This is a genomic window from Amycolatopsis sp. NPDC048633, from assembly GCF_040650695.1.
Classification (GTDB): domain Bacteria; phylum Actinomycetota; class Actinomycetes; order Mycobacteriales; family Pseudonocardiaceae; genus Amycolatopsis.
The window spans coordinates 618,161-645,107 of sequence record NZ_JBEZHS010000001.1 but is presented as its reverse complement, the minus strand read 5'-3'; the positions used below and the strand labels follow the sequence as shown (position 1 = coordinate 645,107).

Below are 26,947 nucleotides of genomic sequence, written 5' to 3'. Positions count from 1 at the left end.
ACCACTGATCCATCCGGACGAAAGGCACCCGAACGATGGGCGCTCTGCAACTGACGCTCGGCGGGATCTCCGTCGTGCTCGGCCTCGTCGCCTGGGGCATGTTCGCCGCGACGATCGCCCGTTTCGTGCGGGTGATCCGCCTCGGGCAGCCCGACTCGACGCGCAACGGCCCGATCACGGGGCGCATGAAGACGCTGATCAAGGAGTTCGCCGCGCACACGCGGATGAACCGCAAGCGCAGCGTCGGGCCCGCGCACTGGCTCGTCATGTGGGGCTTCCTGCTCGGTTCACTCGCGCTGTTCGAGGCCTACGGCGAAGTCTTCGTCCCGCACTGGGGCTGGCCGATCCTCGACGACTTCCCGCCGTTCCAGCTGCTCATGGAGCTGCTCGGGGTCGGGACGATCGTCGGCATCCTGGTGCTGATGGCGATCCGCCAGCGCAACCACCCGCGCCGCGCCGACCGCCAGAGCCGCTTCCAGGGCTCCAACTTCAAGTGGGCGTACTTCATCGAGGCCGTCGTCCTCATTGAGGGCATCGGCATCATCGGCGTCCGCGCCGCGAAGGCCGCCCTCGGCGCGCACGAGACGCCGACCTGGGCCGCCTTCGTCTCGAACCCGCTCGGCGAGCTGCTGCCGGCCAGCCCGAACCTGGTCACGGTGTTCGCGTTCGTCAAGCTGATGAGCGCCACGGTCTGGCTGATCGTCGTCGCCCGCACGATGACCATGGGCATCGCCTGGCACCGCTTCAGCGCGTTCTTCAACATCTACTTCAAGCGCGAGCAGGACGGCGGCGTCGCCCTCGGCGCGCTCAAGCCGATGATGAGCGGCGGCAAGGTCCTCGACCTCGAGGAAGCCGACCCGGACGAGGACACCTTCGGCGTCGGCAAGATCGAGGACTTCAGTTGGAAGGGCTGGCTGGACTTCTCCACGTGCACCGAATGCGGCCGCTGCCAGGAGCAGTGCCCCGCGTGGAACACCGGCAAGCCGCTGTCGCCGAAGCTGCTCATCACCCAGCTGCGTGACCACGCCTACGCGAAGGCGCCGTACCTGATGGCCGGCGGCAAGCGCGACATGGCCGGTGACGAGGTCGGTCTGTCCGGCGACAACATGTACGCGGGCATCGACGTCCTCGCCATCGCCGAGTCGCAGAAGGCCCTGATCGGCGACGACGGCGGTGTCATCGACCCGGACGTCCTGTGGTCCTGCACCAGCTGCGGCGCCTGCGTCGAGCAGTGCCCGGTCGACATCGAGCACGTCGACCACATCGTCGACATGCGCCGCTACCAGGTGATGATCGAGTCGTCGTTCCCCAGCGAGCTGAACGGCATGTTCAAGAACCTGGAGAACAAGGGCAACCCGTGGGGCCAGAACGCCAAGGACCGGCTGGCCTGGACCGAGGACCTGGACTTCGAGGTCCCGGTGTTCGACGGCGACATGGGCGACGCCGAGTACCTGTTCTGGGTCGGCTGCGCCGGCGCGTTCGAGGACCGCGCGAAGAAGACGACGCGGGCGGTCGCCGAGCTGCTGCACATGGCCGACGTGAAGTACAAGGTGCTCGGCTCGGAGGAGTCCTGCACCGGTGACCCGGCGCGGCGCGCGGGCAACGAGTTCCTCTTCCAGATGCTGGCGCAGCAGAACGTCGAGATCCTGAACTCGGTGTTCGAGGGCCGGGAGCGCAAGACGCGCAAGGTCGTCGTGACCTGCGCGCACTGCTTCAACACCCTCGCCAACGAGTACCCGGAGCTGGGCGGCCAGTTCGACGTCGTCCACCACACGCAGCTGCTGAACCGGCTGGTTCGCGAGAAGCAGCTGGTGCCGGTGGCGCCGGTCGCCGAGGACGTCACCTACCACGACCCGTGCTACCTCGGCCGTCACAACAAGGTCTACGACGCGCCGCGTGAGCTCGTCGGCGCGACCGGCGCGCGGCTGCGCGAGATGCCGCGGCACGGCGACAAGTCGATGTGCTGCGGCGCCGGCGGCGCGCGGATGTGGATGGAAGAGAAGATCGGCAAGCGGATCAACGTCGAGCGCGTCGACGAGGCGCTCGGCACCGCGCCGTCGAAGATCGCGACCGGCTGCCCGTTCTGCAAGGTGATGCTGAACGACGGCCTCACCGCGCGGCAGGCCGACGGCGCCGCGAGCGAAAAGGTCGAGATCGTCGACGTCGCGCAGATGCTGCTCGAGTCGGTCAAGCGCAAGCCGGAGCCGAAACCGATCGCCCTCGGGGCGCCGTCACTCGCGGAAGAGTGACACCGATCGAATATGTGCACGGCCCCGGTCAGGACTTCCTGGCCGGGGCCGTTTTCATTGCGAAAAAAGGGACATTCGCGCATTTCCGTAGCCACTGAGCTACCCGTGGTCACCGATCTTCATGTCCACTAGCTGGGATTTTGTCACGGCAATCGATTTCCCGAATAATGTTCACGATATTCACCGAAATGGCCCATCAGGCCAACAAGAAACGTTGGCCAAAAGCCCAGTAGTCCGGCGTATCCTGGCCTTTCCTCGCCGCCACCGCTGCCAGCGAGGCCACTTCGACGATGACGGAATCAGGGGGCAGCGAGGATGGGCGAGGACCTGCGGACCACGGCGGGCGAACGCGGAGAAGACCCTCTTCACCCAACCGGTCGGCACGCCCTCCGCACCATTCCGCCCGTCGATCCCCTCGGCCAGCTCCCCCTGCAGCGGACGCTCGTGCGCCCGTACGTCCTGACGCGCGGCCGGACGAAGTCGCGGCGCCACCTGGCGATCGAGGCCCTCGTCTCGACGCGGGCCGGCGCGCACTGGAACGGCGCCCGGCTGACCGGCGAGTTCCGCTCGGTGCGCACGCTCTGCCACCACCCGCGCTCGGTCGCCGAGGTCGCCGCCCGGCTCAGCGTGCCGCTCGGCGTCGCCCGGGTCCTGCTCGACGACATGGCCGAACAAGGCCTGGTCACGATCCACGACACCCGCGTGAACACCGACGGCCGTCCGGCCGTGGCGCTCATGGAACGCGTGCTGCACGGCCTGCGCCGCCTCTGACCATTACGCTCACCAAGGTGAGTGAGGAACCCGCAAAGCCCGGTGGCGAAAGCACGCTGACCGTCCTGCTCGCCGGCGGGGTGAACCTCGCGATCGCCATCATGAAGCTGATCGCGGGCATCATCACCGGCTCGGGCGCGATGCTCTCCGAAGCGGCGCACTCGGTGGCCGACACCTTCACCGAGGCGCTGCTGCTGACCGCGTTGAAACGCTCAGACCGCCCAGCCGACCGCGTACACCCCTTCGGCTACGGCAAGGAGCGCTACTTCTGGTCACTGCTCGCCGCCGTGTCGATCTTCGCGTCGGGCTCGATGTTCGCGCTCTACGAAGGCGTTTCGACCCTGTTCGGGCACGGCGAGGCGCAGAGCACGTCGATCCTCAGCTACATCGTGCTGGCCGTGGCGTTCCTGCTCGAAGGCACGTCGTGGCTACAGGCGGTGCGCCAGACCGTCCGGGAGTCCAGGGCGGAGAACCGGTCATTCTGGGCATACCTCCGCCTGATCGACGACCCGGCGCCGAAGACCGTGCTCTTCGAGGACTCCGCCGCGCTGATCGGCCTGATCGTCGCCTTCGCGGGCATCGGACTGCACCAGATCACCGGCTCCGAGGTCTGGGACGGCGTCGCGTCGATCGTCATCGGCGTGCTGCTCGCCTTCGTCGCCTACCTGCTCGGGCGGACCAACCGTGGCCTGCTCATCGGCCGCCAGGCCAACCCGGAGATCGTCCGCGGCGTCCGCGACCACCTCTCCGCCGCGCCGGAGATCGAGGCCGTCGTGGACCTGCAGACCATGCTGATGGGCACCGACCAGGTGCTGGTCTGCACCCGCGTCGACTTCGACGACTCGCTCGGCGCCGGTGACGTCGAACGCGCCTGCGTCCGGATCGCGGCCGAGCTGACCGAGTCGTTCAACGACGTCACCGAGGTGTTCATCGAGCCGGTCCCGCGGACGGATCCCGACCTGCGCGCGACCGTGCTGGCCCGGTACGGCGACATCGCGGAGCGGTGGAACAACCCGGCCTAGCTTCGCTGCTCAGTACCCGAAGTCCTGGACCCAGTAGTTGCCCGCCTTGGTGAAGCCGACGCCGATCTTCGTGAGCGAGCAGTTCAGGATGTTCGCGCGGTGGCCCTCGGAGTTCATCCAGGCGGTCATGACCTGCGACGCGGACGTCTGGCCCTTCGCGATGTTCTCCGCGCCCGGCTTCGAGTAGCCGGCGCTCTTGATGCGCTGGTCGAACGTCACGCCTTCGGGGTTGGTGTGGGCGAAGAAGTTCCGGGCCGACATGTCGTCGCTGTAGTCCTGCGCGGCCTTGGTCAGGTGCGATTCCTCGCTCAGCGGCTTGCAGCCCGCCTGCGAGCGCTCGTCGTTGACGAGGCTGATGACCTGCTCCGTGGTCGAGGAGGCGACGCGGGCCGCGGCCTTGGTGCTCGGCGGCGGGGCCGCTTCCGACGTCGGCGGCGGCGGGGCCGCGGAGGTCTCGGTCGGGGTCGGTGCCGCGCTCGACGTCGGCGGCGCCGGGGAGTCGCCCGTGGCCTGCTTCGTGGCCGGGGCCTGCCCACCGGCGAGCTCGGTGCCACTGCCGCCCCCGGAGCCTCCCGGTGCGTCGGGCAGCACCAGGGCCGCGGCGCCGAGCTCAGCGGTGTTTCCTTCGGCGGTCGCCATCCAGGTGCCTGTCGCGGCGGAGAAAACGCCGAGCAGCACACTGAGTGACACCATCACCACGCGAGCACGTTCACCAATGGGGGACACGGCGCGAGAACGTATCACGGAACGATTACAGCGAGAACCCTGCGAACGCTCTGGTCACATTTCTTCGGCCGGGCATTCGACGACCGACATGGACGGCACGGCAATCGGACGCTCCAGCGTTACTCCGTTCAGCCGCCTCGAACTATGAAGGTGGCCTCGCCGGACGCCGTCACCGGGCGGCCGGTCGGATCCTGGCCGGTGACGGTCGCCTTGCCGGTGAAGCCCTCTTTGCCGGCGATGATCGTGCAGGTGTAGGTGATTTCGGCGTCCACGGCCAGGGCCGGCGCGGTGTGCGCGCACGACGTCGTGTGATCGTCCACGACGGACACGGCGGTGAGCGGGACGTCGCCGGTGTTCTTGACCAGAACCGCGAACGTGACGGTGTCGCCTTGGTGGACTTCGTACGGTGTCGCGTCCTTCATCAAGGCGATCTCGGGGTGGACGACGTCGACTTTCGCTTCGGTTTTCGATTGCACGGAGCGATTGGTCGGGTCGATTCCCGTTACTTCCGCGGCGGTGGTGAAGTCGTTGTCCGGCGCTTTCCGGGTGCACGTGTAGGTCTGGGTCGCCGCGGCTTCGAGCTTGTCGAACTTCTTGGCGCAGTCGCCGTCGTCCACAACGGACACGCTGGTCAGCGGGACGTCACCGGTGTTGTGGACGACGATGGTGAACGTGACCTCGTCGCCCACCCGGACCGTGTCGGGCTTCGCGTTCTTCGTGAGCCGCACTTGCGGGTGAATGACGTCGACTTTCGCGGTCGCGACGGCGGTGATCGGCGGGCCGACCGGCGCGGTGGCCTTGGCTTCGACGGCGCTCACGACGTCGTCATCCGGTGCCGTCGTGGTGCAGTCGTACTTCTGTGACTCCTTGGCTTCGAGCTTGTCGAACGCCTTCGCACAGGCAGGTTCGCCGGTGATCCCCACGGCGGTCAGCGGGACGTCGCCGGTGTTGGTGACGGTGACCGTGAACGGCACGGTGTCGCCTTGGCGGAACGGGCCTTTCGTGTCCTGCGTGACGGAGAGCGCGGGGTGCAGGACGGTGTAGGACGCGTCGTCGGTCGCGCTGACCTGGCGGTTCGTCGGATCGGTGCCGGTTGCGGTGGCGGAGCTCACGAAACTGTCGGTGCCGGCGTTTACCGTGCAGGAGTGGCGCTGGAGGGCGCCGGGAGGGAGGGTGCCGATGGACTGAGCGCACGCCGGAGTGCGACTGTCCGCAATGGACACGTCGGTCAGCGGGACATCGCCGGTGTTCGCGACGACGAGGGCGAACGTGACGGTGTCGCCTTGCCGGACCTGCGCGGGCGTGGCGTCGTTCGTGATGGTGACCGCCGGGTGGATGACATCGACCGGTTCCCCGGCGGTGGCGGTCACGGGACGGTTCGTGGCGTCGGTGGCGGTGACGGCCGCGGTGGCGATGAAGTCGGCTTCGCCGGCGACTTGAGTGCAGCTGTAGTTCTGCGTGGCTCGCGGTTCGAGTGAACCCAGGGATTTGGCGCATGCCGGTGCGCCTGGATCAGCCACGGAGACGTCGCGCAGCACGCTGTCGCCGGTGTTGGTGACGGTGATCGTCGAGGTGACGGTGTCGCCGGGGCGGACGGTCTTGGGGTCGACGGTCCTGGTGGCCGCGATGGCCGGGTGGATCACGTCGACTTTCGCGGTGCCCTGGGCGCTGACCAGCGGGCCGACGGGTGGCTTACCGGTGACCTGGACGTTCGCGGTGAGGTCGTCAGCCGGCGCGGTGAGGGTGCAGGCGAAGTCCCGGGTGGCGCCGGGTTCGAGGCCGCCTTCGAGGACTTGGGCGCAGCCGGTGGCTCGCGCCTGCGGTCCGGTGGCCCTCGGGGCGGCGGTTCGGTTGCCCTGGCCGCCGGTGGTCGGCACGCTTTCGCCGGCTTGCTGACCAGGCACCTGCGAATCCGTGACCCGCAGGCCGGTCAGCGGTACGTCACCCGTGTTGCGCACCGTGATCCGCAGCGGCACCGCGTCGCCCTCGCGGAACGGGCCGCCCGTCACCTCCGCGGTGACCGCCACGCCCGGGTGCTGCACGGCGAATGCGGCCTCCGCGCTCGCCGTCACCGGCCGGGCAGTCGGGTCCGTGCCTGTGACCGCCGGCTTGTTCGTGAAGCCGGTCGCACCCGCGACCGTCGTGCAGGTGTACGCCGAAACCGCCTGCGGCTGGAGCGTCCCGAGCGGCTTCGCGCACTCCGCGACCTGGTCGTCCGCGACCGCCACGCCGGTCAGCGGCACGTCGCCCGTGTTGGTGGCGGTGATCGTCCACGTCACCGTGTCGCCTTCGCGGACCGCCGCGGGCGAAGCCTGCGCGGCGAGCGCCACCCCCGGGTGGATCACGTCGACCACGGCGTCGTCGGTGACCTTCACCGTCCGGCCGAGCTGGTCCTTCCCCGACGCGGCCGCCGTGTTGGTGAAGTCGTCCGGTGGGGCCGGCGCCGTGCAGGTGTACGTCTGCCTGCCCTGCGGCGGCAGCGCGCCGATCGCCTTGGCGCACGCCGGTGTGTGGTCGTCGGTGACCGCGACCTCGGTCAGCGGCGCGTCGCCGGCGTTGGCGACCGTGATCGTGAACGTGATCGGGTCGCCGGCGCGCACGACGCCTGGCGCGGCGTCCTTCGTGAGCGTCAGGGCCGGCGTGATCACCGTGACGGCCGCCGCCGCGGTGGCGGCGACCGGCTGGCCCGCGAGGTCGGTGCCGGTGGCGGTCACGTGCGACGTCGTCGTCGTGGACGGGTTCGCCGTGCACGTGTACGTCTGCGTCGCGCCCGCGGCCAGGCCGTCGAACGTGCGCGAGCACGACGTCGTCGTGTCGTCGGTGACCTTCACCGGAGCGAGCGGGCTGTCGCCGGTGTTCTTGACCGCGACGGAGAACGTCACGGCGTCGCCCGCGTGGATCACCGGCGGGTCCGCGGTCTTGGTGACCTCGACGGCGGGCGCGATCGTCGGGGCGGGCGCGTCCGCGGTGGCCGTGACCTCCTTGCCGAGCTCGTCGGTGCCGGCCGCGCTCGCGGTGTTGACGCCGTCGGCGATCGGGGCCTTCGCCGTGCACGTCGCCGTGCGGCTTTCGCCGGGGGCAAGGTCCCCGGCGAGGGCGCACGAAGGCACCTTCGCGTCGGTGACCCGCACGCCCGAAAGCCCGGTGTCACCGGTGTTCGTGACCTTGATCGTGAAGGTCGCGGTGTCGCCGGCGCGGTAGGCGGGCTTGTCGGCCGTCTTCGTCATGCCCAAAGACGGGTGCACGACGTCGACGGCGGCGGACGCGGTGCCGTCGAGCACGTCGCCGAGCGTGCTCGTGCTGGTCACCTTCACCGTGTTCGTGAAGTCGTCGGCCGGGGCGGGGCCGGTGCAGTCGTAGGTGACCGTTTGGCCCGGGGCGAGCGTGCCGAGCGGCTTGGCGCACGCCGGGAAGGCGTCGTCAGCGACCTGGACTCCGGCCGCCGCGACGCTGCCCGGGTTGGTCACGGCGACGGCGAACGTCACCGGTTCGCCGGCGTGCGCCTGGGGCCGCGTCGCGCGCACGGCGATCTGAAGCTCGGGCACCGGCACGGAAAACGTCAGGTTCTGCGCGAGGTAGGCGTCCCCGCTGGTGACGAAGGCGAGCTTCGCACTCGTCGCACCGGCGGGGATGTTGTCGACGTTGAACGCCTTCGCGTCCACGCTGAAGTTGTTCTTCACGCCCGGCGCGGCCGCGTTGTCGGCGTTGGAGACGAAGAAGTTCGACGTCCCGCCGGTCGCGGGTTCGGCTGCCGGGGTGCCGTCGACCAGGAACTGGTCACCGGAGCCACCCCAGTCGCCGTCGTAGGCGGTGACGCCGATGTGTGCGTCGGGGGCCGCCGCGCGGAAGCCGGTGATCGTGGTTTCCGTAGGGACGTCGGAGGCCTGGACGTGTCCGTCGTAGACGACGACCTTGCGCTTGTTCGGCGCGAAGTCGGGGTTGCGTGCCGGATACGCGTAGACCAGGGCGACCGACCAGCCGCCGACGCAGTCGAAACCCTGGGGTGCCCAGATGTTGCCGACGGTCACGTCGAGCGCGGCGCCGGTCGGCGCGCCCGCGAACTGGCTGGTCACGTCGGCGTTCGCGGAGTAGTACGGGCCGTCTTCGGCGAAGGCCGACGGCTTGACGTCGACGGGCTTCGCGCTGCCCACCGAAAGTCGGACGTTCTGCGTGGCGGGGTTCCCGGGCGGCGGAACGGCAGGCACGCCCTCACGAAAACCGCAGGTCTTCCCCGTCGTGTTGCCCGCCCAGTTCAGGCGGGCGAAGACGATCCGGGCGCCGGGCGGGATGCGAACGGACGCGCTCGCGGAGTCGAACGTGCCGGGGTCGGCGTCGACGTCGGCCCACTGCATGAAGAAGTCGTCGTTGACCAGGGTGTCCTTGCGGTCCGCGGTGTTCGCGCACGCCGCGGGGGTGTCGACCGCGCCGGCGGTCGGCGCGTGGTCGGCGGCGACCGGGCAGCGCAGGACGCCGTTGCCCGCGTACAGGAAGTCGCCGTAGACGACGTCGTCGTAGCCCACCGCGAAGGGTGGGGCGCCGGCCGCACCGGCCGACGGCACGAGTGCCGAGGCCAAGAAGACCAGTGCCAGAACGAGAACCAGGCGAAGCGGTCTTTCGGGCAACGGCACTCCTCGCCACCTCCGGGGCCGAGACGACCTGAGGAGCCTGGCACGAGAGCAGGCCTCGCGGGCCGAATCTCACCCGTCCGTGGATCCGGTCAGCTTCACCGTCGATTCGTGGGTGAGGGCCGTGGCCGCCTCGACGAAGCCGATCACCGTGCGGAGCTCGTCGTCGGTGTAGCGGTCGCACAGCTCGTACATGCGCTTGACGAGGTTGTCCCACAGGTGCACGCCACTCGCGATGGCCTGTTCGTCCAGCGCGATGAGGACGCGGCGGCGATCGTCCGGGTGCGGCCGACGGCCGACGATGCCCTTGCGCTCCAGCCGGTCGATCATCGCGGTCACCGACGCGGGCGCCAGGCCGGAGAGCCGCGCCAGGTCCTTCGGCGTCTGCGGCCCGAACCGCGCGAGGTAGTCCAGGACCTTGCTGTCGACCGCCGACAGGCCCCGCGTCTCGGAGATCGCGGTGTGGAACATGACCGTCTCCGTCGACAGCTCCCGGGACCTGAGCAGGACTTCTTCGACCAGGTTCGCTCGCTCGCTTGACACGAGCCCCAGCCTAGCCCACTCTTTAGTTCGACAGAACGAATTAGTTTCTAAGAGATTCGAGGGGACGAACGAGATGACACGGACACTGATCATCGGGGGCGGCATCGCGGGCACGATCACGGCGATCGCCTTGCACGAAGCCGGGCACGAACCGGTGCTGTACGAGGCGTACGACCGGGGCGCCGAGGGCGTCGGCGCGTTCCTGACGCTGGCGGTGAACGGCCTGGACGCACTGCTGCCGCTGGGCCTCAAGGACGTCGTCAAGAGCACGGGCTTCGACTCGCCCCGCATGTCGATCGGGCTCGGCAACGGCACCCGGCTGACCGAGTTCACCCTCGGCGGCACGCTCCCGGACGGCACGGTGACCCAGACCGTGCTGCGCTCCGACCTCTACGTCGCCCTGCGCGAAGAGGCCGCCCGGCGCGGAATCCACGCCGAGTACGGCAAACGCCTGATCGGCGCAAGCCAGACGTCTTCGCAGGTCAGGGTGGAGTTCTCGGACGGCTCGCACGTCGAGGGCGACCTGCTGGTCGGTGCCGACGGCCTCCGTTCGCGCGTCCGCACGATCATCGACCCGGACGCGCCGGCGCCGCGGTACGTGCCGCTGCTCAACACCGGCGGGTTCGCCGAAGGCCTGACCCTGCCGGACGAGCCGGGCGTGCTGAACATGGTGTTCGGCAAGCGCGTCTTCTTCTGCCACGTCGTGAGCCCGAAGGACGGCCGCGTCTGGTGGTTCGCGAACCCGGCGCGCAAGACCGAGCCGACCACCTCCGAGCTGACGACGCTCGCCGGCGAGAAGCTACGTGCCGAGCTGCTCCACCTCGTGGCGCGCGACCGGACACCGGCCGCCGAGATCATCCGCGCGACCCGCGACGTCTACCCGGCGTGGCCGACGTTCGACTTCCCGACGGTCCCGGTTTGGCACCGCGGCCGCATGGTGATCATCGGCGACGCGGCGCACGCGACGTCACCGGCGGCGGGCCAGGGCGCGTCGATGGCCATCGAAGACGCCGTCACGCTGGGCAAATGCCTTCGTGACGTACCCAGCGTCGAACAGGCACTGACCACCTACGAGGGTCTGCGGCGCGAGCGCGTCGAAGCCGTCGTCGCGGCCGGCAAGCGCAACGGTGACGGCAAGGTGATCGGCCCGGTCGGGCGCGTGGTCCGCGACTTCTTCATCAAGCGGGTGTTCTCGAAGCCGTTCGACGAGGACCCGAACGCCTTCATGTGGAACCACCACATCGACTGGGACGAAAAGATCGACGCTTAGCGCCAGGTGTCGACGCGGTGGAAGTTCTTGTACGCCCGGCTCGGGGTCGGGCCGCGCTGCCCCTGGTAGCGGGACCCGGCCTCACTCGAGCCGTACGGGAACTCGGCCGAGCTGGAGAGCCGGAAGATGCACAGCTGGCCGATCTTCATGCCCGGCCAGAGCGTGATCGGCAGGTTCGCGACGTTCGAAAGCTCGAGCGTGATGTGCCCGGAGAAGCCCGGGTCGATGAACCCGGCGGTCGAGTGCGTGAGCAGCCCGAGCCGGCCGAGCGACGACTTGCCTTCGAGGCGGCCGGCAAGGTCGTCGGCCAGGGTGACGAGCTCGAACGTCGAGCCGAGCACGAACTCACCCGGGTGCAGCACGAAGGGCTCCTCGCCCTCCTTCTCGACCATGGACGTCAGCTCGTCCTGCTGCAGCTGCGGGTCGATGTGGGTGTACTTGCTGTTGTTGAAGACCCGGAAGAACCGGTCGAGCCGGACGTCGACGCTGGACGGCTGGACCATGCCGGCATCGAAGGGGTCGATGCCGAGCCGGCCGGCGTCGAGCTCTTTGCGGAGGTCACGGTCACTGAGCAGCACGCCGCGCAGCCTATCCGGTGGGCTCAGGCGGCCCGCATGTGCTGCGCGTAGGTCGTGTCGGGCGCGAAGAGCTTCTCGAGCCGCTTCACGTACCCGCGGCGTCCGGCCTCGCCGAGCCGTTCCTGCAGCGCGGTGGCACCGGGGATGAACCGCCGCACGGTCTCGGCGGCGAAGTTGACGCCCGCCACGGCGACGATCGCGGCCTGCGCGACGGGGTCGTTCGGCAGCCCGAGGAAGTCGGCGTTGGTCTTCCCGAGCACGAGCCGGCTGATCGACGAGTGCACGGCGACGGAGACGTGGGAGAGCACCTTCCCGACGGCGCCGCGCCCCTCGCCGACGGCGGCGTTGGCCTCGATCAGCGCCTTGGCGAGGCGCTTCGAGTCGTCGTCCGGGATGAACTCGGTGGCGGCGAGCAGCCAGAGCAGGCGCCAGGCGTCTTCTTCGGAGGTGGGCAGCAGCTCGTCGTCGACGCCCATGAGCCAGCCGATGTAGCGCCAGAGGTGCAGGATGTCGCCGCGCTCGCGGGCGGAGTAGCGGAGGCCGAGCAGCTGCGTGCCGAAGACGTAGACGAGCGAGAAGAGGAGGAGGGTGCCGGCGGTCTGGACCTGGTTGACGGGCCGGTCCCAGGCGTCGTAGTCCCAGTCGTCCCGCCGGTTCATGGCGGCGCGCACGTGGGCGTGCACGAGCCGGATCCGGAGGGCGGAGGCGTAGCCCTGCTCGCCGTGCTCGAGGGCACCGGGCGTGGTGACGTCGATCCACCAGGTGGCGGTCTCGACGAGCCGCCGGGTGGCCTTGTATTCGATCTCCCCGGTCCCGACCAGGGATTTCGTGGCGCGGGACGCGAGATAGCCGCCCATCAGCGACATGTCGCCGAGCGGGAAGAGGCCGAGCAGCCCGGCCCGTGTGATGGCTTTGGCTCCGCGCTCGAGCCGCTCGTCGTCGACCCAGTAGGGCTTGGCGTCGACCTCGTCGAAGAAGGCCTTGAGCGGCCCGTCGGTCTCGACACCGTTCTTGAGGGCGTCCTCGAAGAGCTTCCGCCCCTGCCCCTTGGGTTGCTGCGCCATCCAGGCGACGACGTCGTCGGCCCGCTGGTCCTGAACCTGGGCGAACTCCCGCAGCCGCGCGACCTGCCGTTCGTCACCCCGGATGTCCCCTTCGACGAACAGCCGCTGGGCCAACCGGAACCCGCCTTGCCGGAACAGCTCGGGCTCATCCATGGCGCTCACCTCCGAGGTCGACAACAAGTGTTGTCACTTGCGCCGCGGACGTCAAGGAGGGAGGGGTCTGGACACCGGGATCATGCTGCCGTGTATGCTTGCGGCGCACTGCGGATGTAGTTCAATGGTAGAACATCAGCTTCCCAAGCTGAATACGCGGGTTCGATTCCCGTCATCCGCTCTCAGAGAGAAGCCCCAGGTCACAGGATGTCTACTGTGGACCTGGGGCTTTCTCTATCTCTGGTCTTCACTTCTCGCGTGCCATTAATGTGCCATTAGCCGACCGGCACCGGTTGGCCGTCCTGATCTTCGTCGTCGTCCGGAGTGACGCCCTTGCGGTGCCGGTCGACAAGCTTGGACAGCCGGTCTGCGATCTGTGCGTCCGCATCGCTGGTCGCCCGCTGATAGATCAGGGCTGCCCGCATGTCGTCGTGGCCCATCCGCGCCATCAGGTCCTTGGTCGAAGTGCCGGCCTTCGACGCCCAGATGTTCCCGGCGTGTCGAAGGTCGTGGAAGTGCAGGCCCTTGAGCCCCATCTTCTCCACGACCTCAGTCCACCTGGTCCGCTGACTGAAGTTCGGCCGGCGGACCGCGTGCCCAGCTCGCTCACCCGTGAAGAGCAACGCGTCCTGCTCCGGCTTGACCCAGGTCTCCAGGTGCCGCAGCAGGTCACGGCGAACCGCCGTCGGAATGATCAGCGTCCGAACACCCGCCCGCGACTTGGGCGGACCTACGACGAGCCCACGGCCGGGAATCTCGACCATCGCCCGCGACACCCGCACCCATGACGCGTCCTCGGCGACGTCGCTTCGACGAAGCGCCGTCACTTCGCCCCATCGCAGCGACCCGAACGCGGCGAGCAACACGAGTGCCCGGAACCGCTCCGGCATCCGGCTGGCTAGGTCGAACACCTGGGCCACGGTGATGATCGGCCGTTCGTCGGGGTTCTCCTTGTCAGCACCACGGACCCGGCAAGGGTTGCGCGGGAGGATCTTGTCCTCATCGACCGCCGTGTTCAGGATCGCCCGCAGCAGCCGGTACGACTTGGCGGTCACCGACTCCGAGACGCCCGCCGTCAGCCGGTCCGCCCGCCACTGACGAACGACCGCTGCGGACAGCTTGCCCAGCTCGACCCCGCCGAGGTCCGGCGCAATGTGCTTACGCAGCAACCACTTGTACAGCTCGACCGTGCGCGGACGCAGTCCCGGACGTTGAGCGATCCACTGGTCCGCGTAGTCGCCGAGCTTGCGCTTCGCACGTTCCGGGTCGATCCACTCACCCTGCATGATCTGCGTTTCCACGCCCGACAGCCATTGCTCAGCGGTTCGCTTCGTGTCGAACGTTTTCGGCGCCGACCGCACGACCCCATCCGGACCGGGGTAGCGAGCCTGCCACCGCCCGGACGGAAGTTGCCGAACACTCCCGAAACCGCGATGCCCTTGTTTGTTCGCCATGTCAGGCCGCCCTTCCCAGGTCCCGCCGGACCGACGCCCGCGTGATCGGCTCGACCCGGCCGGCCTGCATGAAGCTCTCCAGGTCTTCCAACGCGAACCGGACGTGCACCCCGGCCTTGTGAAACGCGATCCGTCGTTCGGCGATCAGCCGACGCACGAACCGAACCCCCGTGTTCAGGTAGACGGCCGCCTCATCAACCGTCAGATACTTCGTTTCCATGCGATCCCCTCCCCAGGGTCTAAGCAGCCTGCTGAGTTGCCGAAGTTTCTGGATCACTCCCCGGTGGCCCAGCCGCAGCGAGTAGCGCCCGGTCGTACTCGGCCCTCCACGTGATCCGCTCGGCGATCGCGTGCATGACCAGGTGTGGCCGGGGCGGAACGTGCGGGTCGCCGGGCTCGACCTTTCGCCACACCAACCGGGCCGGATCCGGTTGCGGCTTCTCGATCCCGATCGCCGCTAGGGCCTGCTGCACGAACGCTTTCCGGTCGGCTTTGTGGTCGTCGAGGGTCTTGCCCGACCACTTCCGCGACACCAGCACCCGCCGCCCCGGCAGCCCGAGCGTGGTCCGCCGATGGGCGCGTCCCTTGCAGTGCCCCGGCGTGGTCTTACCGTTCGCGCCCTTGGGCTGGACCCCGTAGAGCAGCCAGACCGCGCACCGAGGCGAGCACGGCGTCACGGACAACTCGGCGTGCAGCCGGTCGTGGTGATCACGCAGCCGCGCCGTGTTCGCCTCGACCACCTCACCTGTCGACTTCGTGAGGTACTTCGTGAGGTAGCCGATGTGACGGCCGGCCTCTTCAGTCCCGCCGAGGATGCCCTTCGAGTGCACCTGCCGCCCGAAAGTCACGACGTGCGCCGGGTCCTCCACCTGGTCCACGGCGTCGTCCCAGGTAGTCAGCGGTTCCCAGGTGTCTGGGTCGAGGAACGCCCGTGTGTCCGGGTCCCAGACCGGCAGCCGGTCCGCGTAGACGACCTGGTCGTGGTTGGGCCACCAGACCTGGTGATAGGTGGCTTCGGTGACCTGTCGGATGACGTCGTGCGGGATGGCACCGCGGATCGCCGCGTGCAGGTGCGGAGCAGCCCGCTTCTGCGGCTCCACCGTGGCGAAGTACTGCGCATCCCAGCCGATCACGCGGCGGAGGTTCTGCCACCACCGGTCCACCAGCGCCGAGAAGTGCACCGCATCCCGAGCAGCCCGCCGGTAGTCATACCGGGACGGGTCGACCGGGGCCCCATCGCGGACCGGGCCGTAGGAGTCACAGGTCAGCGTCACGAACATCGACGGGCGGAACTTGCCCGCGTACTCCCGCCCGACGGTGGTCTTCGCGACCTTCTGCCGAGGCAGGTTCGGAGCATCCTGTCGCCGGCGGGTCGACCGCTTCACTGCCCGTTTGGTCGGCACGTCGAGGGCGGGCAGCCGGCCCCGCATCCCGAGTTGCCGAAGTTCCGCGTCGACCCCGACGACCTCCTCCCGCAGCTCCTCCGCCTCCACCTGGTCGTGCTCGACCACCTCCCGGTAGGCCGCGACCAGGTCCGCGCGGTAAGTCAGCAGCTCTTTGTGATCCTCCGAGGGCGGCTCGGCGGTGAGGGTGGGTTCTTCGGTCATGTGCCAGCCCTCACGGCACTGGGCCTGCCGAAGCGCCTTCGCCTTTCGGGCGCAGGGCAGGCACACCGATTCCACTGTGGAGCCACACGGGACCGGGACGTAGCGGAGTTCGCCGGTTTCGGTGTCGCCGACTTCCATCGTGAACGGGCGGACGCAGACGCCGTGCTTCTCCGCCGTCGCGCGAATGACGTCGGTAGCCAGCGGTGACCGCATCCGTTCAGCCCGTGTCCCGGCAGTGGCCGGCGGTGTCGTTTCGGACGTCATCAGGCAGCCACCTCCCCGGAGCGGGACCATTGCCACAGCACGAACACGGGCATGGCCTGCCGCGACCCGGCGGGCAGGTCCGGGAACACGTCGTCGGAAAAGTCGACCGCGCCATAGACGTAAACCGGGACACCGCAAGGCATCCGACCGTTGACGATCAGGTGCACCGACGACCCGGGACGAGTCCGCCAAATCTCAGCGGACACCCCGTCGAGCGTCCCGGCCCAGGTCACTAGCGCCGAGGCCACCTGCGGCACCTGACGGGCGACATCGAGTTGCACTGTGACCGGGCGCGAGTCGGACGTCACCAGCACGGACGCCACCGGTCCGAACGCGTGCAGGTCAAGGTGGTCACGGATAGCATCGAGGAAGACCATGGTCGTGTTCACGCGGCCACCCCCTCGCCGCCGAAGCTGGGCCGGTCCACGACCCCACCGTTGGTGACGTACTGCTCCAGCGCCTTGACCGTCTCGTCGGAGACCCAGCCCGCTCGGATGCGCAGGGGTTCGCGGATGCCTTCGCCCCAGACGAACCCGACCCCGGCTTCGGAGTCGCCGATCCGGTTGGCCCACGCGCCCCGCTCATAAGCACCGTCGCCGAGGACCATGCCGACGTGCGTCTTCGACGTGACGCGCAGGCACACGCGCCGAGTGAACAGCTCCCGGACGGGCACGGTGTCCTTCGTCGGCTCCTGCACGTACCCGCGTACCGAGATGTTCAGTGCCCGCCCTTGGGTGTTGAGCAGGGCGACGCGTTCGACGATCTGTTCACGGGTCTTGCGGTCGGTGTACTTCGTGAGCGCGCCGATCTCGTCGAACTCCAGCAGCTCAAGCGGGTACTCCGTCGACAAGGGGATACTGCGGACACGGCCGGCGAACTCCCTCTTACGGGATTCCATCTCCTCCACCAGGCCGTCGAGCACCTCGAGCGCGTCCTTCCCCGACACCGCATAGCGAGCGAAGATTCCGCGCCCGTAAGCCAGCTCCATCCCCTTGGGATCGATCCCCGACATGCGCACCAGGCCGGAGCGGATCGCGGGTGCCGCCGCGACGAGCGGGCACCACATCACGGAGTTCTTGCCCGCACCAGAGGCACCGGCGGTCAGGCAGTGCGCGCCCGAGCCGAGCAGCGGCACGCGCCAGTCGTGGCCATATTCGGTCCGACCGGCCCAGACCTTGCGGAGGTCCACCGCGGATTGCCCCTCCGGCAGTGCAGGGGAGTGCACGAGCGCGGCCAGCTGGTCCCGGCGTTGGAAGTCGACGGAGACCACGTTCGGCTTCAGTTCCCGTACCTGGCAGCGTGCGACGTTCCGGGCTGAGGCCAGCGCGCGGGCCGCCTCGTCGAAGTCCTCCGGCTTTTGGCCGGGCACGAGCTGTACCCGGACCTCATCCCAGGACGGGCCGGAGCGGACGCCGAGGACCTTGGGGATCTGCACCCCGGACTGCTGGGCCGTTGCCTGCGAAGCCTTCCGACGACCGACCAGGTTGACGGTGACCTCGACCGGCAAGGCGGCGTCTCGGACGCTGAGGCCGCAGGCGTGCAGCCAGCCGGGCAGCTTGAGGTGGTAGACGGCCCAGCGCAGCCACCATGACCGCAGGGGCCGGCCGCACCACTGGTCGAACGAGGTCACATCGATCAGCCGCCACACCCCGAGCAGCAGCGCCAGACCGCCGAGATTGACCACCAGCCACACCCAGCCGACCCAGACGCACCACAGGTAGACAGCGATCACGGTCAACGAGGTGCGCCAGTGGATCACGACCTGGGAGAACAGCCAGAACACGACTTTGCAGGCCCACCACAGGCCGACGAACACGACCACCATCGCGGTCAGCAGCTCAGCCATCGACGCCAACGCGCGCCCGATCTTGGCCAGCACCCACACGCCGAGGCCGAGGCCGGCCAGGGCGATCACGAACATTCCGGGAGAGGTCATCGCCGACCACCACCCAGCACCGCCGAGAGATCCAGCGGCAACGCCCCCAAGCACGGGGCGCACTTGGTCTCGCCGGGCAGCAGCCGAGCGAACCGCTTGCATTCCGCGCAGCGCGAGCGGGTGACCCCCGCTGGCGATGGTTGCTTGTCATCGTCTAGCGTCTGCATTGTTCACACCTCGCGGTTGTGGACAGCGCAGGAGCGGCATGGTTGGTAGCCGAGTTTCCGCTTCTGCGCCTTACGGTTCCGCGTCACCGGAAGAGGACGCGTTTCAGCGCCGCACGTCATAGCGCACGGTTTTTGTTGCAGTGATTGACTTACTGTGTCTCTACACAGGACTATTCTGTCTTGGACTTCGCCGCTTGGATCGCCGCCGACACCTCCGCCGCCTTGCGTCGTTCGAAGTCCGCCCAGTACAGCGCCTCGTGGTGATGCCCCCGGTCGACGTCGGCGATCGTCTCGTACATCCGTGCGTTGGCCTGCCGAAAGGCCAGCCATGCCGACGGATTCGCGTTGGGCGCGGGCCGGAGATCCATCGCGATCTCGTGCGCGTCCCCGAGGGTGCGCGGTTCCTTACGCTTGTTCATCACGCACCCGCCGGGCCGTCATGCGGGTTTCGAGGAGCGCCGCCAGGTCCTCCGCGCCGTCGCGGAGCTGGCGAAGGAACGTCACGCACGCCGGCCACATCGCCGGGTCGTCCGGCGGCCGGAGCATCACCACGCACGGCGCCCCTTCGAGCACCAGCATCGGTGGGTGCGTCGGCTCCGAACCAGTCTCCTCGACCGTGAGTTCCGCCTGCGGTCCCACGACCCACGTCACGCCGAACCCGTCCCATCCGGTCGACATGCCCTACCTCATCTCGAATGCCGTACCCGTCGACGCGGGTGTCCCACTTGTCGGCCTGGATCTCGAACGCCTGAGCCGCGGAAATGACCGCCGCGTGCGCCCAGGCGGGAAGCTCGAACTCGGCCGCAAGGTGACGCCACGCTGCGGCAACCGCCCGCGACACCGACGACAACTCGGCATCCGACGCGGTCGGGTATCGGGCGTAGGCCAGCTCCCAGGCTCGCACCAGCTCCCACCGAGTCATGGCATCTCCCCTGGTCGACGATCCGAATCGGCGCGGCCGAACTCCAGGTGCGCCCGCCTCATGAACTCCTCGGCAGCCACCGCCGACGCGTGACGCGCCCAGAGCGGTGCAGCCAGATCGGCGGACAAGGCACGCCAGGCGACTGCCACAGCGTGGTAGGCGAGAGCAAGACGCCGCACCGCCGCCAGGTCATCCGAAGTCGACCTCATCGCGGCGAACAGTGCGGACGTCTGCTCCGCGTATGCCTCGTTCCACCGAGCGACCGCCTCACGCGACGGCCGCCCCGCCATCACGCTGCCTTCTGCTGACTGCCCGAGCCCTCATTGGCTGGCGTCTTCGCGGCAGCCTGCTTCGAGCCGGCACCCCGCCCCGGCTCACGCATACCGGTAGCTCGCAGGACCCAGCCCTGGTACTTGAACTTCTCGCCCATCACCCGGGCCTCGACCATCAGGCCCTCGAACACGACGGGCCGGAAGTCGAACCCCTGCATCGCCGCCGGAGGCGGAACGGGCTGGACCCGGTCGAGCAGGGTCACGGTGGCCGACTTGTCGCGGTCCTTCTCCGCCGACGGGTCGGTCACGGTGACCTTCCACTGGGGCAGGCTGGTCTGCTCGTCGATCTTCTGCTTGGGCTGCTTGCCCCGAGCCTTGTCCTCGTTGGAGACGTACTCCATGTCCGGCGTGACCGGACCCACGATCGCCGCTCCCGCCGGGAACACGGCGTCGTGCTCGATCTCGAAACGCGTTCCGCGCTGCACTGCCATGTCGGTTCCTCCTGGTCAGGCGCCTCACTCGACGCTGCCGTACTTGGCTGACTTAATTAGGTTACCTAGGTTGACTAGCCAAGTCAAACAAGTCGCAAGCGGCCTAGACCACTAGGTCGCCTAGACAGGCTCACCCTCGGTCGGCGACACTGGGGATTGCAGTTGACGACACTTGGGGATTGCAAAAGCCCAATTTCAGTTACTTGGTGATCAGAGGCGAAGGAGAGCCGTGGCACTCGATCCGGACGACCCGCGACCGCCCTACGTGCAGGTGGCGAATGCACTGCGTGCGGCTATCCTGACCAGGAAGTTCACACCGGGCGACAAGCTGCCATCGCGAAACGAGCTGGCAAAGACATACAACGTCGCGCCAATGACCGTTCAAAACGCCATCCGCGAACTGCGCGATGAGGGCCTGATCGTGTCGCGCCAAGGCAGCGGCGTCTTCGTTCGAGAACGCACCGAACGCCCCGTCGGACTCCGACCGCACATCGAACGCGCCTTCGAAGCCGAGGAGGTCACGATCGACTTCGCCGGCTTCTCCGGCGAGACCTTGCACGGCGTCATCACCGAACCGCTGGACAAGATCCGAATCGGCCGGCTCCGGCCAGAATCGATCACCGTCCGACTGCTGGTCCCAGACCCGACACAGCCGTGGTCCCTCCCGGTCACGGTCGACGACCACGCCGACAGCCCGCTCTTCCGCAAGCGCGCCGAAGAGATCATGCGGCGACACACCCTCGCCATCGTCGACTCGGTGACCGAACTCGCCGAGATGGGCCTAGTCAACAAGGCCACGGCACAAGTTCGCGTGCACCCGGCGCCGCCGATGTTCAAGCTCTACCTGATCAACAACGAAGAGACGTTCTTCGGCTTCTACCCGGTCCGCGAGCACGTCATCAACTTCGACGGCGAGACCCAGGCGATGTACGACCTCATGGGTAAAGACGCCATCCTCTTCCACCACTCGATCAATGACGATGACACGTCCACGGGCTCGCAGTACGTCGAGCAGGCCAAGGCATGGTTCGACAGTCTGTGGAACAGCGTCGCCACGGACTACCAGCGATGAAAGCCGCGGAGGTGCTCGCCCGCGCACGCGCCCTGCTCCTCGACTTCGACGGCCCCGTTTGCTCCGTCTTTTCAGGCATCCCCGCGTCCACGGTCGCCGGCCAGCTCCGTGACGTACTTGCCGATGGCGGACACGCAGACCTACCCGAATCCATTGCAACCAGCGCCGACCCGTTTGACGTTCTTCAGTACGCTGCCACGCTTGGTCAAGACGAGGCCCGTTACGTGGAAGCCGCCTTCGCCGCCCACGAAGTCGAGGCAATTTCCAGCGCAACCCCTGCAAGCGGCGCACACGAACTCATCGACGCGTGGCACCGATCCGGCCGGCCACTAGCCATCGTCAGCAACAACGGCACGCCAGCTGTCAGCGCTTATCTAGACCTCTACGATCTCCGCAGGTCGATCAACTTCGTGTCCGCGCGGACCAACTCGAACGCCGCGCTACTCAAGCCGAGCCCCCACCTCTTGCACCAGGCTGTCAGTGCACTCGATGTCACGGCAGGCGAATCCGTGTTCCTCGGCGACTCGACGACCGACATTGAAGCTGCTCAGGCTGCGGGCATCCGCTCGATCGGCTATGCGAACAAACCTGGTAAGGGCTCCAGGCTCGCCGCAGCCGGGGCCGACGCAACCATCGAAGCCCTTACCGGCCTCGCAACCATCGCATGATCGATTGCTGTGGATCTATGGCCTCGGCGGAAGGTAGTTCCGCCGATCTCGGGTCTTCACCATGTCGCCACCATTGAGTGCTGTGTGCCAAAGGCGTCGCCCGCCAGCAATGCGGAGCACCCGGGAGCCTTGCCAGCCTGCCGTTTCGATCTTGGCACGTCGCTCAGATACGGCCATCTCCAACGCAGGTTCAAGGTCAGTGTCGTGCGACGCCAGCACGACTACGTCGTACGCAGGGTCAGCAGCTGCCTTGACTACGTTGAGTGCGACCAGTACGTCGATGCCCTTCTCCTGGGCTGGCTTGCTCGGCCACGAAGGCGGGTACTTCAGGGTTCGATAGGTGACCTCTACGAGCGCGCTCCGGGTCCACTCGGATCGCTGACGTTGAGAGATGCCGTACATGAACGACTGCCGGTGATTGCTCGGCTGACCTCGGAAGATCTTCACCGACGCGAGCTCTGCCTGCTTCTGCTGGGCATCTCGCTGGTTCCCTGCACGCACCGTGAGAACTTGTTTGGCGAAGAGTAGGGGATCGATCAGGCAGTCTTCTGCCGGCGAGCCGTTCGGAGCGAATAGATCATGGGCTGTCAGATGGATGTTCTGGTAGTCGATCACTACACATACTTGTGGAGCCCGCATCGCGTCTCCCAAATAAAAAGCCCCGCCAGTCCCGGAGGACGGCGGGGAGCAACCAGTCCAAGATACAACACTCTAAGGGTCGGGGGGACAGCCGTTCGTGTTACAACTCACAGTAGGGCTCCCTAGAAGAACCTTGCCTAGAGCACGTACCCCCTGCTCAGCAGGTGCAAGTGAGCGCCGAAGCCGCGCCCTCGACTTCCACCCGATCGCGGTACAGCCAAGGAGCCCTCATCAGAGTTGGCGCTCACGCTCAGCGGACGATCATGTTCCGCACGTTAACGCACGGCACGCAGCGTTGGTCGCAGGTCGGGAGCGAACTCGTCCAGAAGATCTTCAGATGGCATACCTAAGCCTCTAGCAAGTTCGTCAACCGAGTACGCGTGATCGCCCAAGTGGACTTGCACCATGTCTCGAAGCACCGAAGGTGCCTCTCGCTCCAGAGGCATCGGCTCGATCGGCAGGTAGCCGAGCTTGTTCATATAGGCGTGCAGACTCCGACACCGAGAAGTTGTGATGTATCCGAGGTGTTCAGCTCGGAGGATCACGGACTGCATCGGCACTCTCCAGTAGGGCTTCAACGCTGCGGCCCTCTTGAGGTCCAGGTTTTGGAGGTCTCGCTGGATCTCAGAAGCCGGCATCAGCAGCTCCTCAGCAAAGGAGTCCGCCTCACGTTCCGCATCATCCCTAGGAGGCTCCCCCTCATGCATCACGATATGACCCAACTCATGTGCAAGTACGAATCGCTGGCGCTCCGGAGTCAGAGTCGAGTTGAGGACAAAGAGAGGGAAGGAGTCCGGATGCCACACGCTGATGGCGTTGATTCGATGCGTCCCGAAGTCGCGACGAACCACTACTCCGCCAGCAAGTTCGACCGCGTTGACCAGGTTTCCTAAGGGGCCCATTGGCAAGCGCCAGGTGGCTCGGAGACGTCGCGCCGCTTCAGCTGGGCCGCCTACTTCATCAGGGTCTAGGTGCGGGATGTGCAGCGGTGAATCAACCTCAAGGCCGTTGGTAAGCCGTTGGATTCGCATCCGTAAGAGGTTTACCCGGGCCTGGATCCGCTTCAGCGTCTTCTGAGGCAAGCTCTGCTGCTTGCGGTGGAAGAAACTGGCACTACCAAACCCGTATACGTCGTCAGGCCATGAGAGCAGCTCGACAGTCACTCGCAAGTGGGGTGCCACCTTGCTCAGCTCTTCGTCAGTCAAGGGACGCGTGCCAATCTCAGCTTTGCTAAGGCTCGACTGTGGCACCCCGCAGGCGTCACCAAGTTGCTTCTGTGTGAGCCCTTGCGCATCCCTGGCGGCTGTCAGCATGCGCGGGATCATCCCGGGCTCCTCCTACTCCGTATCCTCGACGCGGCGGCGTCGAGTACTGCGCACTCCAGGCTTGATCACAGTCGGGTCGGTGGTGGTGACCGACGTGATCGGCGCAGTATGCACGCTCGCGATCTCGGAGATGTCGATAGGCGCCCAATAGTGATCACCGTCAACCGAACAAGTGACGGCAAGCTGCGACATCGCCGTAGCGAGGTCGTTCAGGCGATAGCCAGCCGTCAAGTGGGTCACCGGCTGCACTGCCATGTCGGCCAGCTCCAACTGGTGAGCATCGAAGGTCAGGGTCTGCTGCGTGGCATTGCTGGAAGTCTTCAGCGACTTACCTCGGAACTTCTTGAAGCGAAGCACGAGCTTGTCGTTGAACCGCAGGACCAGTAGTCCTCGCTTGCGAGCCACCGTGACGCCCGGAGTTCCCAGGAAACGGGTCTCGGCTGCAGCTGCGATGAAGTCATGCAGGCTGCTCGCACGAGACCGCGTTGATACGTCATTAGGAGAGCCAGGCACCTCAGCGACCCAGTTCTGCCAGCGTGTCCAGGCCGTCAGGAAAATCTCCTGGAGGTCCTGGAGATGCGGCGCCAGCAGTTCGCGGCACCGATCGCGGTCAAGAGGCTTGGACACTGTCACAAGGCAGAGCCTGCCAGGTTGCAAAACCCTTGTCAAATATTCCGGACCCAATTCAGCTAGCCGAGCGTGAAGACACCTTGACAGCCTTCCCGACTTGGGAGCCAACGGGAAGCCCCACGCGGGCGCTTCTTGCCGAACTTGGCTCTATGGGATCAAGGCGCCGCCAGCGGCGGCGCGCATGTCACCTGCCGTTCGGCGCCCCCACCCGCTCGCGACACGGACGGCCTGCCGCTCCGCTCCGGCCGCCGGCCGCCGAGTGGGGCCGCCGCATCGATCGATCGCATAGCGCGCCGCCGCTGGCGGCGATCAGCTCATCGGCCTAGTTACGCCAGAGACGCACGCTGGCAGGGTCGAAGCCATGCCACCCTCCGACCGCGCTACAGCAGACGCTCACGCCGCAGCAGCACGTCAAGCTATCGAGCAGGGTAGGAACAGCGCCGACCCGATCAGTCTGGCCACGGCCGAAGCGCTCCTAGCCGTCTTCCACCAGCTCAAGCACATGGATGACCACTCGGTCGCCTCCGACCAGGTATCCACTCTGATTGGGGCCATCGACACGCTCACCTACAAGCTCCCTGATCACTAGCGGCCCGGCACCCCGAAGCCGGATCGTGACAACGGCCGGTAGCACCGCGTCAAGGCGGGGAAGCGTGCCTTGACCCGGCACCACCGGCCGCGTGCTGGCTTCGTATCGGGGTGATGGAGGAGGTCTGGGTGGGCCGCTGGCCATGCCATTAGCGTGCCATTCAGGCCGGTCAACCAAGGTCAACAACGGGTACCGCGAGACAGCCCCGTCCGCAGGTCAGAGGCTCTTTCGAGCATGATCACCCTGGTTCCCAAGCTGAATACGCGGGTTCGATTCCCGTCATCCGCTCTCATCGGAACCCCGGGTATTTCGCCCGGGGTTTTCGCTTTTCAATCTGCTTCGCAAATGCGCCGTGTGCGCGGCAGGCAAACCCGTTTCCACCGCGCGATCCAATGCCTTCGACGCCGATGGCGAACCCAAGCGGTGCAACAACTCCGCCCGGGACGCGTGCCACCACGGGTAGTCCTCCAGACCTGGCAATGAATCCACCAAGGCCAACCCCGCCGAAGGGCCATCCCTTTCCGCCACCGCAGCAGCGCGGTTGAGACGGACCACCGGGGTGTCCTGCACCGACAACAGCACGTCGTACCAGGAGATCACCGCGTCCCAGTTCGTCTCCTCGTACGACGGCGCCAGATCGTGGCACGCCGCGATCGCTGCCTGGACCACGTATGCGTTGGGTACCGATGGCGTCCGGCGGAGGCCGATGCCCACCAGCTCGACGCCCTCCTTGATCAACGAGTCGTCCCATCGTGAACGGTCCTGCTCGGCCAGCAGCACCGGCACGCCCGAGGAGAACCGGGCCGCGCGGCGGGCGTCCTGCAGCAGGACCAAGGCCAGCAACCCCAACGCCGTCGGCTCGTCAGGCATCAGCGATGCCAGCAGCCGGGCCAGGCGGACCGCCTCCGCCAGCAGGGCAACCCGGCCTGTGTAGCCCTCGTTGAAGATCAGGTACACCGTCGACGCCACGCCGGCCAGCCGCGACGGCAACTCCGGAGCAGACGGCACCCGGTACGGGATGTGCGCCTGGGCGATCTTCTGCTTCGCCCGCGTCAGGCGCTTTGCCATCGTCGCCTCGGGGACCAGCAGGGCGCGCGCCACCTCCGCCGTCGACAAACCGCCTAGCGTCCGGAGCGCCAACGCGACCGAAGCGTCCAGCGACAACGCCGGGTGGCAGCACGTGAAGACCAGCCGGAGCAGGTCGTCGCGGACCGAAACCGGGTCCGGGAACGGGTCGACGGCCGGCATCGCGTCCGCCTCCTTCCCGAGCCGCTTCGCTTCGCGGCGGACGACGTCCACCGCGCGGCGGCGGGCCGCCACCAGGAGCCAGCCGCGCGGGTTGTCCGGGACGCCGTCGCGCGGCCACGTCTCGAGCGCGCGCACGACGGCGTCCTGGACCGCGTCCTCGGCGAGGTCGACGCTGCCGGTGACGCGGACCAGCGTGGCCAGTACCCGGGTGCCCTCGTCCCGGACCAGCCGCGCGACCGCGTCCCCGGCGTGGGTCACTGGCCGAAGTCGACGACCGGCCGGACCTCGATCGCGCCGTCCCAGGCGCCCGGGATGCGCGACGCGACCTTGACGGCTTCGTCGAGGTCGGCGCATTCGAGCAGGTAGAAGCCGGTCAGGGCTTCCTTCGTCTCCGCGTACGGGCCGTCGCTGGTGACGACGTCGCCGGCCTTGCCACCGGTGACGCGGATCGTCGTCGCGGTCGCGGTCGGGTACAGCGCCGCGCCGCCGCGGATCACGGCCTGGGCGCCGTCGTGGAACTCGTTGTAGTCCTTCATCATGTCCGCGGCCTCGGGCTTGGTCGGGTCGACGTCGGAGGCGTAGATGATCGCGGCGTACTGGGGCATGGCTGCTCCTCACAGGTCCTGACCGGCGCCGATCGCCGGCTCTCACTGTAAGGACGA

Annotated in this window: 24 protein-coding genes and 1 tRNA gene; 7 read left to right on the top strand and 18 right to left on the bottom strand. The window is 67.6% G+C overall.

The window, feature by feature from the left end; translation table 11 throughout:
• The first annotated feature begins 35 nt into the window (after positions 1-35).
• The 3 genes from AB0C38_RS03210 to AB0C38_RS03200 all read left to right on the top strand — a co-directional run bounded on the left by AB0C38_RS03210 (position 36) and on the right by AB0C38_RS03200 (position 4,042).
• A complete protein-coding gene (locus tag AB0C38_RS03210; RefSeq protein ID WP_360665650.1) occupies positions 36-2,249 on the top strand; it encodes a (Fe-S)-binding protein in 2,214 nt (737 codons plus the stop codon).
• 444 nt (positions 2,250-2,693) lie between these two features.
• Entirely contained in the window at positions 2,694-3,020 is a 327-nt protein-coding gene (locus AB0C38_RS03205; RefSeq protein ID WP_360665647.1) for a DUF742 domain-containing protein, read from the top strand.
• A 17-nt stretch (positions 3,021-3,037) separates the two neighbouring features.
• Positions 3,038-4,042 carry a cation diffusion facilitator family transporter gene (locus tag AB0C38_RS03200; protein WP_360665645.1) on the top strand — a complete coding sequence of 335 codons (1,005 nt, stop codon included), beginning with the start codon at positions 3,038-3,040 and terminating at the stop codon, positions 4,040-4,042.
• Positions 4,043-4,051: 9 nt separating this feature from the next.
• Here AB0C38_RS03200 and AB0C38_RS03195 read toward each other — a convergent pair whose 3' ends face one another.
• The 3 genes from AB0C38_RS03195 to AB0C38_RS03185 all read right to left on the bottom strand — a co-directional run bounded on the left by AB0C38_RS03195 (position 4,052) and on the right by AB0C38_RS03185 (position 9,936).
• Positions 4,052-4,741, bottom strand: coding sequence for a CAP domain-containing protein (locus tag AB0C38_RS03195; protein WP_360665642.1), 690 nt, complete (start codon positions 4,739-4,741; stop codon positions 4,052-4,054).
• A 155-nt stretch (positions 4,742-4,896) separates the two neighbouring features.
• Positions 4,897-9,396, bottom strand: coding sequence for a hypothetical protein (locus tag AB0C38_RS03190; RefSeq protein WP_360665639.1), 4,500 nt, complete (start codon positions 9,394-9,396; stop codon positions 4,897-4,899).
• Positions 9,397-9,465: 69 nt separating this feature from the next.
• Positions 9,466-9,936, bottom strand: a complete 471-nt coding sequence (locus AB0C38_RS03185; protein WP_360665636.1) for a MarR family transcriptional regulator — start codon at positions 9,934-9,936, stop codon at positions 9,466-9,468.
• A 73-nt stretch (positions 9,937-10,009) separates the two neighbouring features.
• Between AB0C38_RS03185 and AB0C38_RS03180 the strand changes: the two genes are divergently transcribed.
• On the top strand, positions 10,010-11,206 hold the full coding sequence (locus AB0C38_RS03180) for an FAD-dependent monooxygenase (protein WP_360665634.1): 1,197 nt from the start codon (positions 10,010-10,012) through the stop codon (positions 11,204-11,206).
• On the opposite strand, the gene dcd is transcribed toward AB0C38_RS03180, so the two are convergent.
• Both dcd and AB0C38_RS03170 read right to left on the bottom strand, forming a co-directional pair.
• The gene (dcd, locus tag AB0C38_RS03175; RefSeq protein WP_360665631.1) at positions 11,203-11,784 is read right to left on the bottom strand and encodes a dCTP deaminase; all 582 of its coding nucleotides are present in this window, start codon (positions 11,782-11,784) and stop codon (positions 11,203-11,205) included. The two genes, AB0C38_RS03180 and dcd, sit on opposite strands and share 4 nt — an antisense overlap.
• 23 nt (positions 11,785-11,807) lie before the next feature.
• Positions 11,808-13,001, bottom strand: a complete 1,194-nt coding sequence (locus AB0C38_RS03170) for an oxygenase MpaB family protein (RefSeq protein ID WP_360665629.1) — start codon at positions 12,999-13,001, stop codon at positions 11,808-11,810.
• A 110-nt stretch (positions 13,002-13,111) separates the two neighbouring features.
• On the opposite strand from AB0C38_RS03170, the gene AB0C38_RS03165 reads away from it, so the two are divergent.
• Positions 13,112-13,182, top strand: a tRNA-Gly gene (locus tag AB0C38_RS03165).
• A 94-nt stretch (positions 13,183-13,276) separates the two neighbouring features.
• On the opposite strand, the gene AB0C38_RS03160 is transcribed toward AB0C38_RS03165, so the two are convergent.
• From AB0C38_RS03160 to AB0C38_RS03125, 8 genes are all read right to left on the bottom strand, one after another.
• Positions 13,277-14,362 (bottom strand): site-specific integrase, encoded by a 1,086-nt coding sequence (locus AB0C38_RS03160; protein WP_360665626.1) that lies wholly within the window; start codon positions 14,360-14,362, stop codon positions 13,277-13,279.
• Positions 14,363-14,456: 94 nt separating this feature from the next.
• On the bottom strand, positions 14,457-14,675 hold the full coding sequence (locus tag AB0C38_RS03155; RefSeq protein ID WP_176174002.1) for a helix-turn-helix domain-containing protein: 219 nt from the start codon (positions 14,673-14,675) through the stop codon (positions 14,457-14,459).
• A 19-nt stretch (positions 14,676-14,694) separates the two neighbouring features.
• The gene (locus AB0C38_RS03150) at positions 14,695-16,326 is read right to left on the bottom strand and encodes a replication initiator (protein WP_360665621.1); all 1,632 of its coding nucleotides are present in this window, start codon (positions 16,324-16,326) and stop codon (positions 14,695-14,697) included.
• Positions 16,326-16,715 carry a hypothetical protein gene (locus AB0C38_RS03145; protein ID WP_360665618.1) on the bottom strand — a complete coding sequence of 130 codons (390 nt, stop codon included), beginning with the start codon at positions 16,713-16,715 and terminating at the stop codon, positions 16,326-16,328. The genes AB0C38_RS03150 and AB0C38_RS03145 overlap by 1 nt, the downstream gene beginning before the upstream one ends.
• Complete coding sequence (locus tag AB0C38_RS03140) at positions 16,712-18,262, bottom strand: FtsK/SpoIIIE domain-containing protein (protein WP_360665615.1); 1,551 nt, start codon at positions 18,260-18,262, stop codon at positions 16,712-16,714. Before AB0C38_RS03140 ends, AB0C38_RS03145 begins: the two co-directional genes overlap by 4 nt.
• Before the next feature lie 337 nt (positions 18,263-18,599).
• Positions 18,600-18,848 carry an AMED_5909 family protein gene (locus AB0C38_RS03135; protein ID WP_360665612.1) on the bottom strand — a complete coding sequence of 83 codons (249 nt, stop codon included), beginning with the start codon at positions 18,846-18,848 and terminating at the stop codon, positions 18,600-18,602.
• Positions 18,835-19,107, bottom strand: a complete 273-nt coding sequence (locus AB0C38_RS03130; protein ID WP_247059402.1) for a hypothetical protein — start codon at positions 19,105-19,107, stop codon at positions 18,835-18,837. Before AB0C38_RS03130 ends, AB0C38_RS03135 begins: the two co-directional genes overlap by 14 nt.
• Before the next feature lie 533 nt (positions 19,108-19,640).
• Positions 19,641-20,114 carry a hypothetical protein gene (locus AB0C38_RS03125; RefSeq protein ID WP_360665608.1) on the bottom strand — a complete coding sequence of 158 codons (474 nt, stop codon included), beginning with the start codon at positions 20,112-20,114 and terminating at the stop codon, positions 19,641-19,643.
• A 229-nt stretch (positions 20,115-20,343) separates the two neighbouring features.
• On the opposite strand from AB0C38_RS03125, the gene AB0C38_RS03120 reads away from it, so the two are divergent.
• Positions 20,344-21,186, top strand: coding sequence for a GntR family transcriptional regulator (locus AB0C38_RS03120; protein WP_360665605.1), 843 nt, complete (start codon positions 20,344-20,346; stop codon positions 21,184-21,186).
• Entirely contained in the window at positions 21,183-21,854 is a 672-nt protein-coding gene (locus tag AB0C38_RS03115) for an HAD-IA family hydrolase (RefSeq protein WP_360665602.1), read from the top strand. The genes AB0C38_RS03120 and AB0C38_RS03115 overlap by 4 nt, the downstream gene beginning before the upstream one ends.
• A gap of 15 nt (positions 21,855-21,869) precedes the next feature.
• Here the strand turns inward: AB0C38_RS03115 and AB0C38_RS03110 are convergent, their stop codons facing one another.
• From AB0C38_RS03110 to AB0C38_RS03090, 5 genes are all read right to left on the bottom strand, one after another.
• The gene (locus tag AB0C38_RS03110; protein WP_360665599.1) at positions 21,870-22,469 is read right to left on the bottom strand and encodes an NYN domain-containing protein; all 600 of its coding nucleotides are present in this window, start codon (positions 22,467-22,469) and stop codon (positions 21,870-21,872) included.
• A 299-nt stretch (positions 22,470-22,768) separates the two neighbouring features.
• Complete coding sequence (locus AB0C38_RS03105) at positions 22,769-23,818, bottom strand: ImmA/IrrE family metallo-endopeptidase (protein ID WP_360665596.1); 1,050 nt, start codon at positions 23,816-23,818, stop codon at positions 22,769-22,771.
• A 12-nt stretch (positions 23,819-23,830) separates the two neighbouring features.
• Positions 23,831-24,451, bottom strand: coding sequence for a hypothetical protein (locus AB0C38_RS03100; protein WP_360665593.1), 621 nt, complete (start codon positions 24,449-24,451; stop codon positions 23,831-23,833).
• Positions 24,452-25,316: 865 nt separating this feature from the next.
• A complete protein-coding gene (locus AB0C38_RS03095; protein ID WP_360665590.1) occupies positions 25,317-26,543 on the bottom strand; it encodes a DUF6596 domain-containing protein in 1,227 nt (408 codons plus the stop codon).
• A complete protein-coding gene (locus tag AB0C38_RS03090; RefSeq protein WP_360665587.1) occupies positions 26,540-26,890 on the bottom strand; it encodes a YciI family protein in 351 nt (116 codons plus the stop codon). The genes AB0C38_RS03095 and AB0C38_RS03090 overlap by 4 nt, the downstream gene beginning before the upstream one ends.
• Positions 26,891-26,947: the final 57 nt, after the last annotated feature.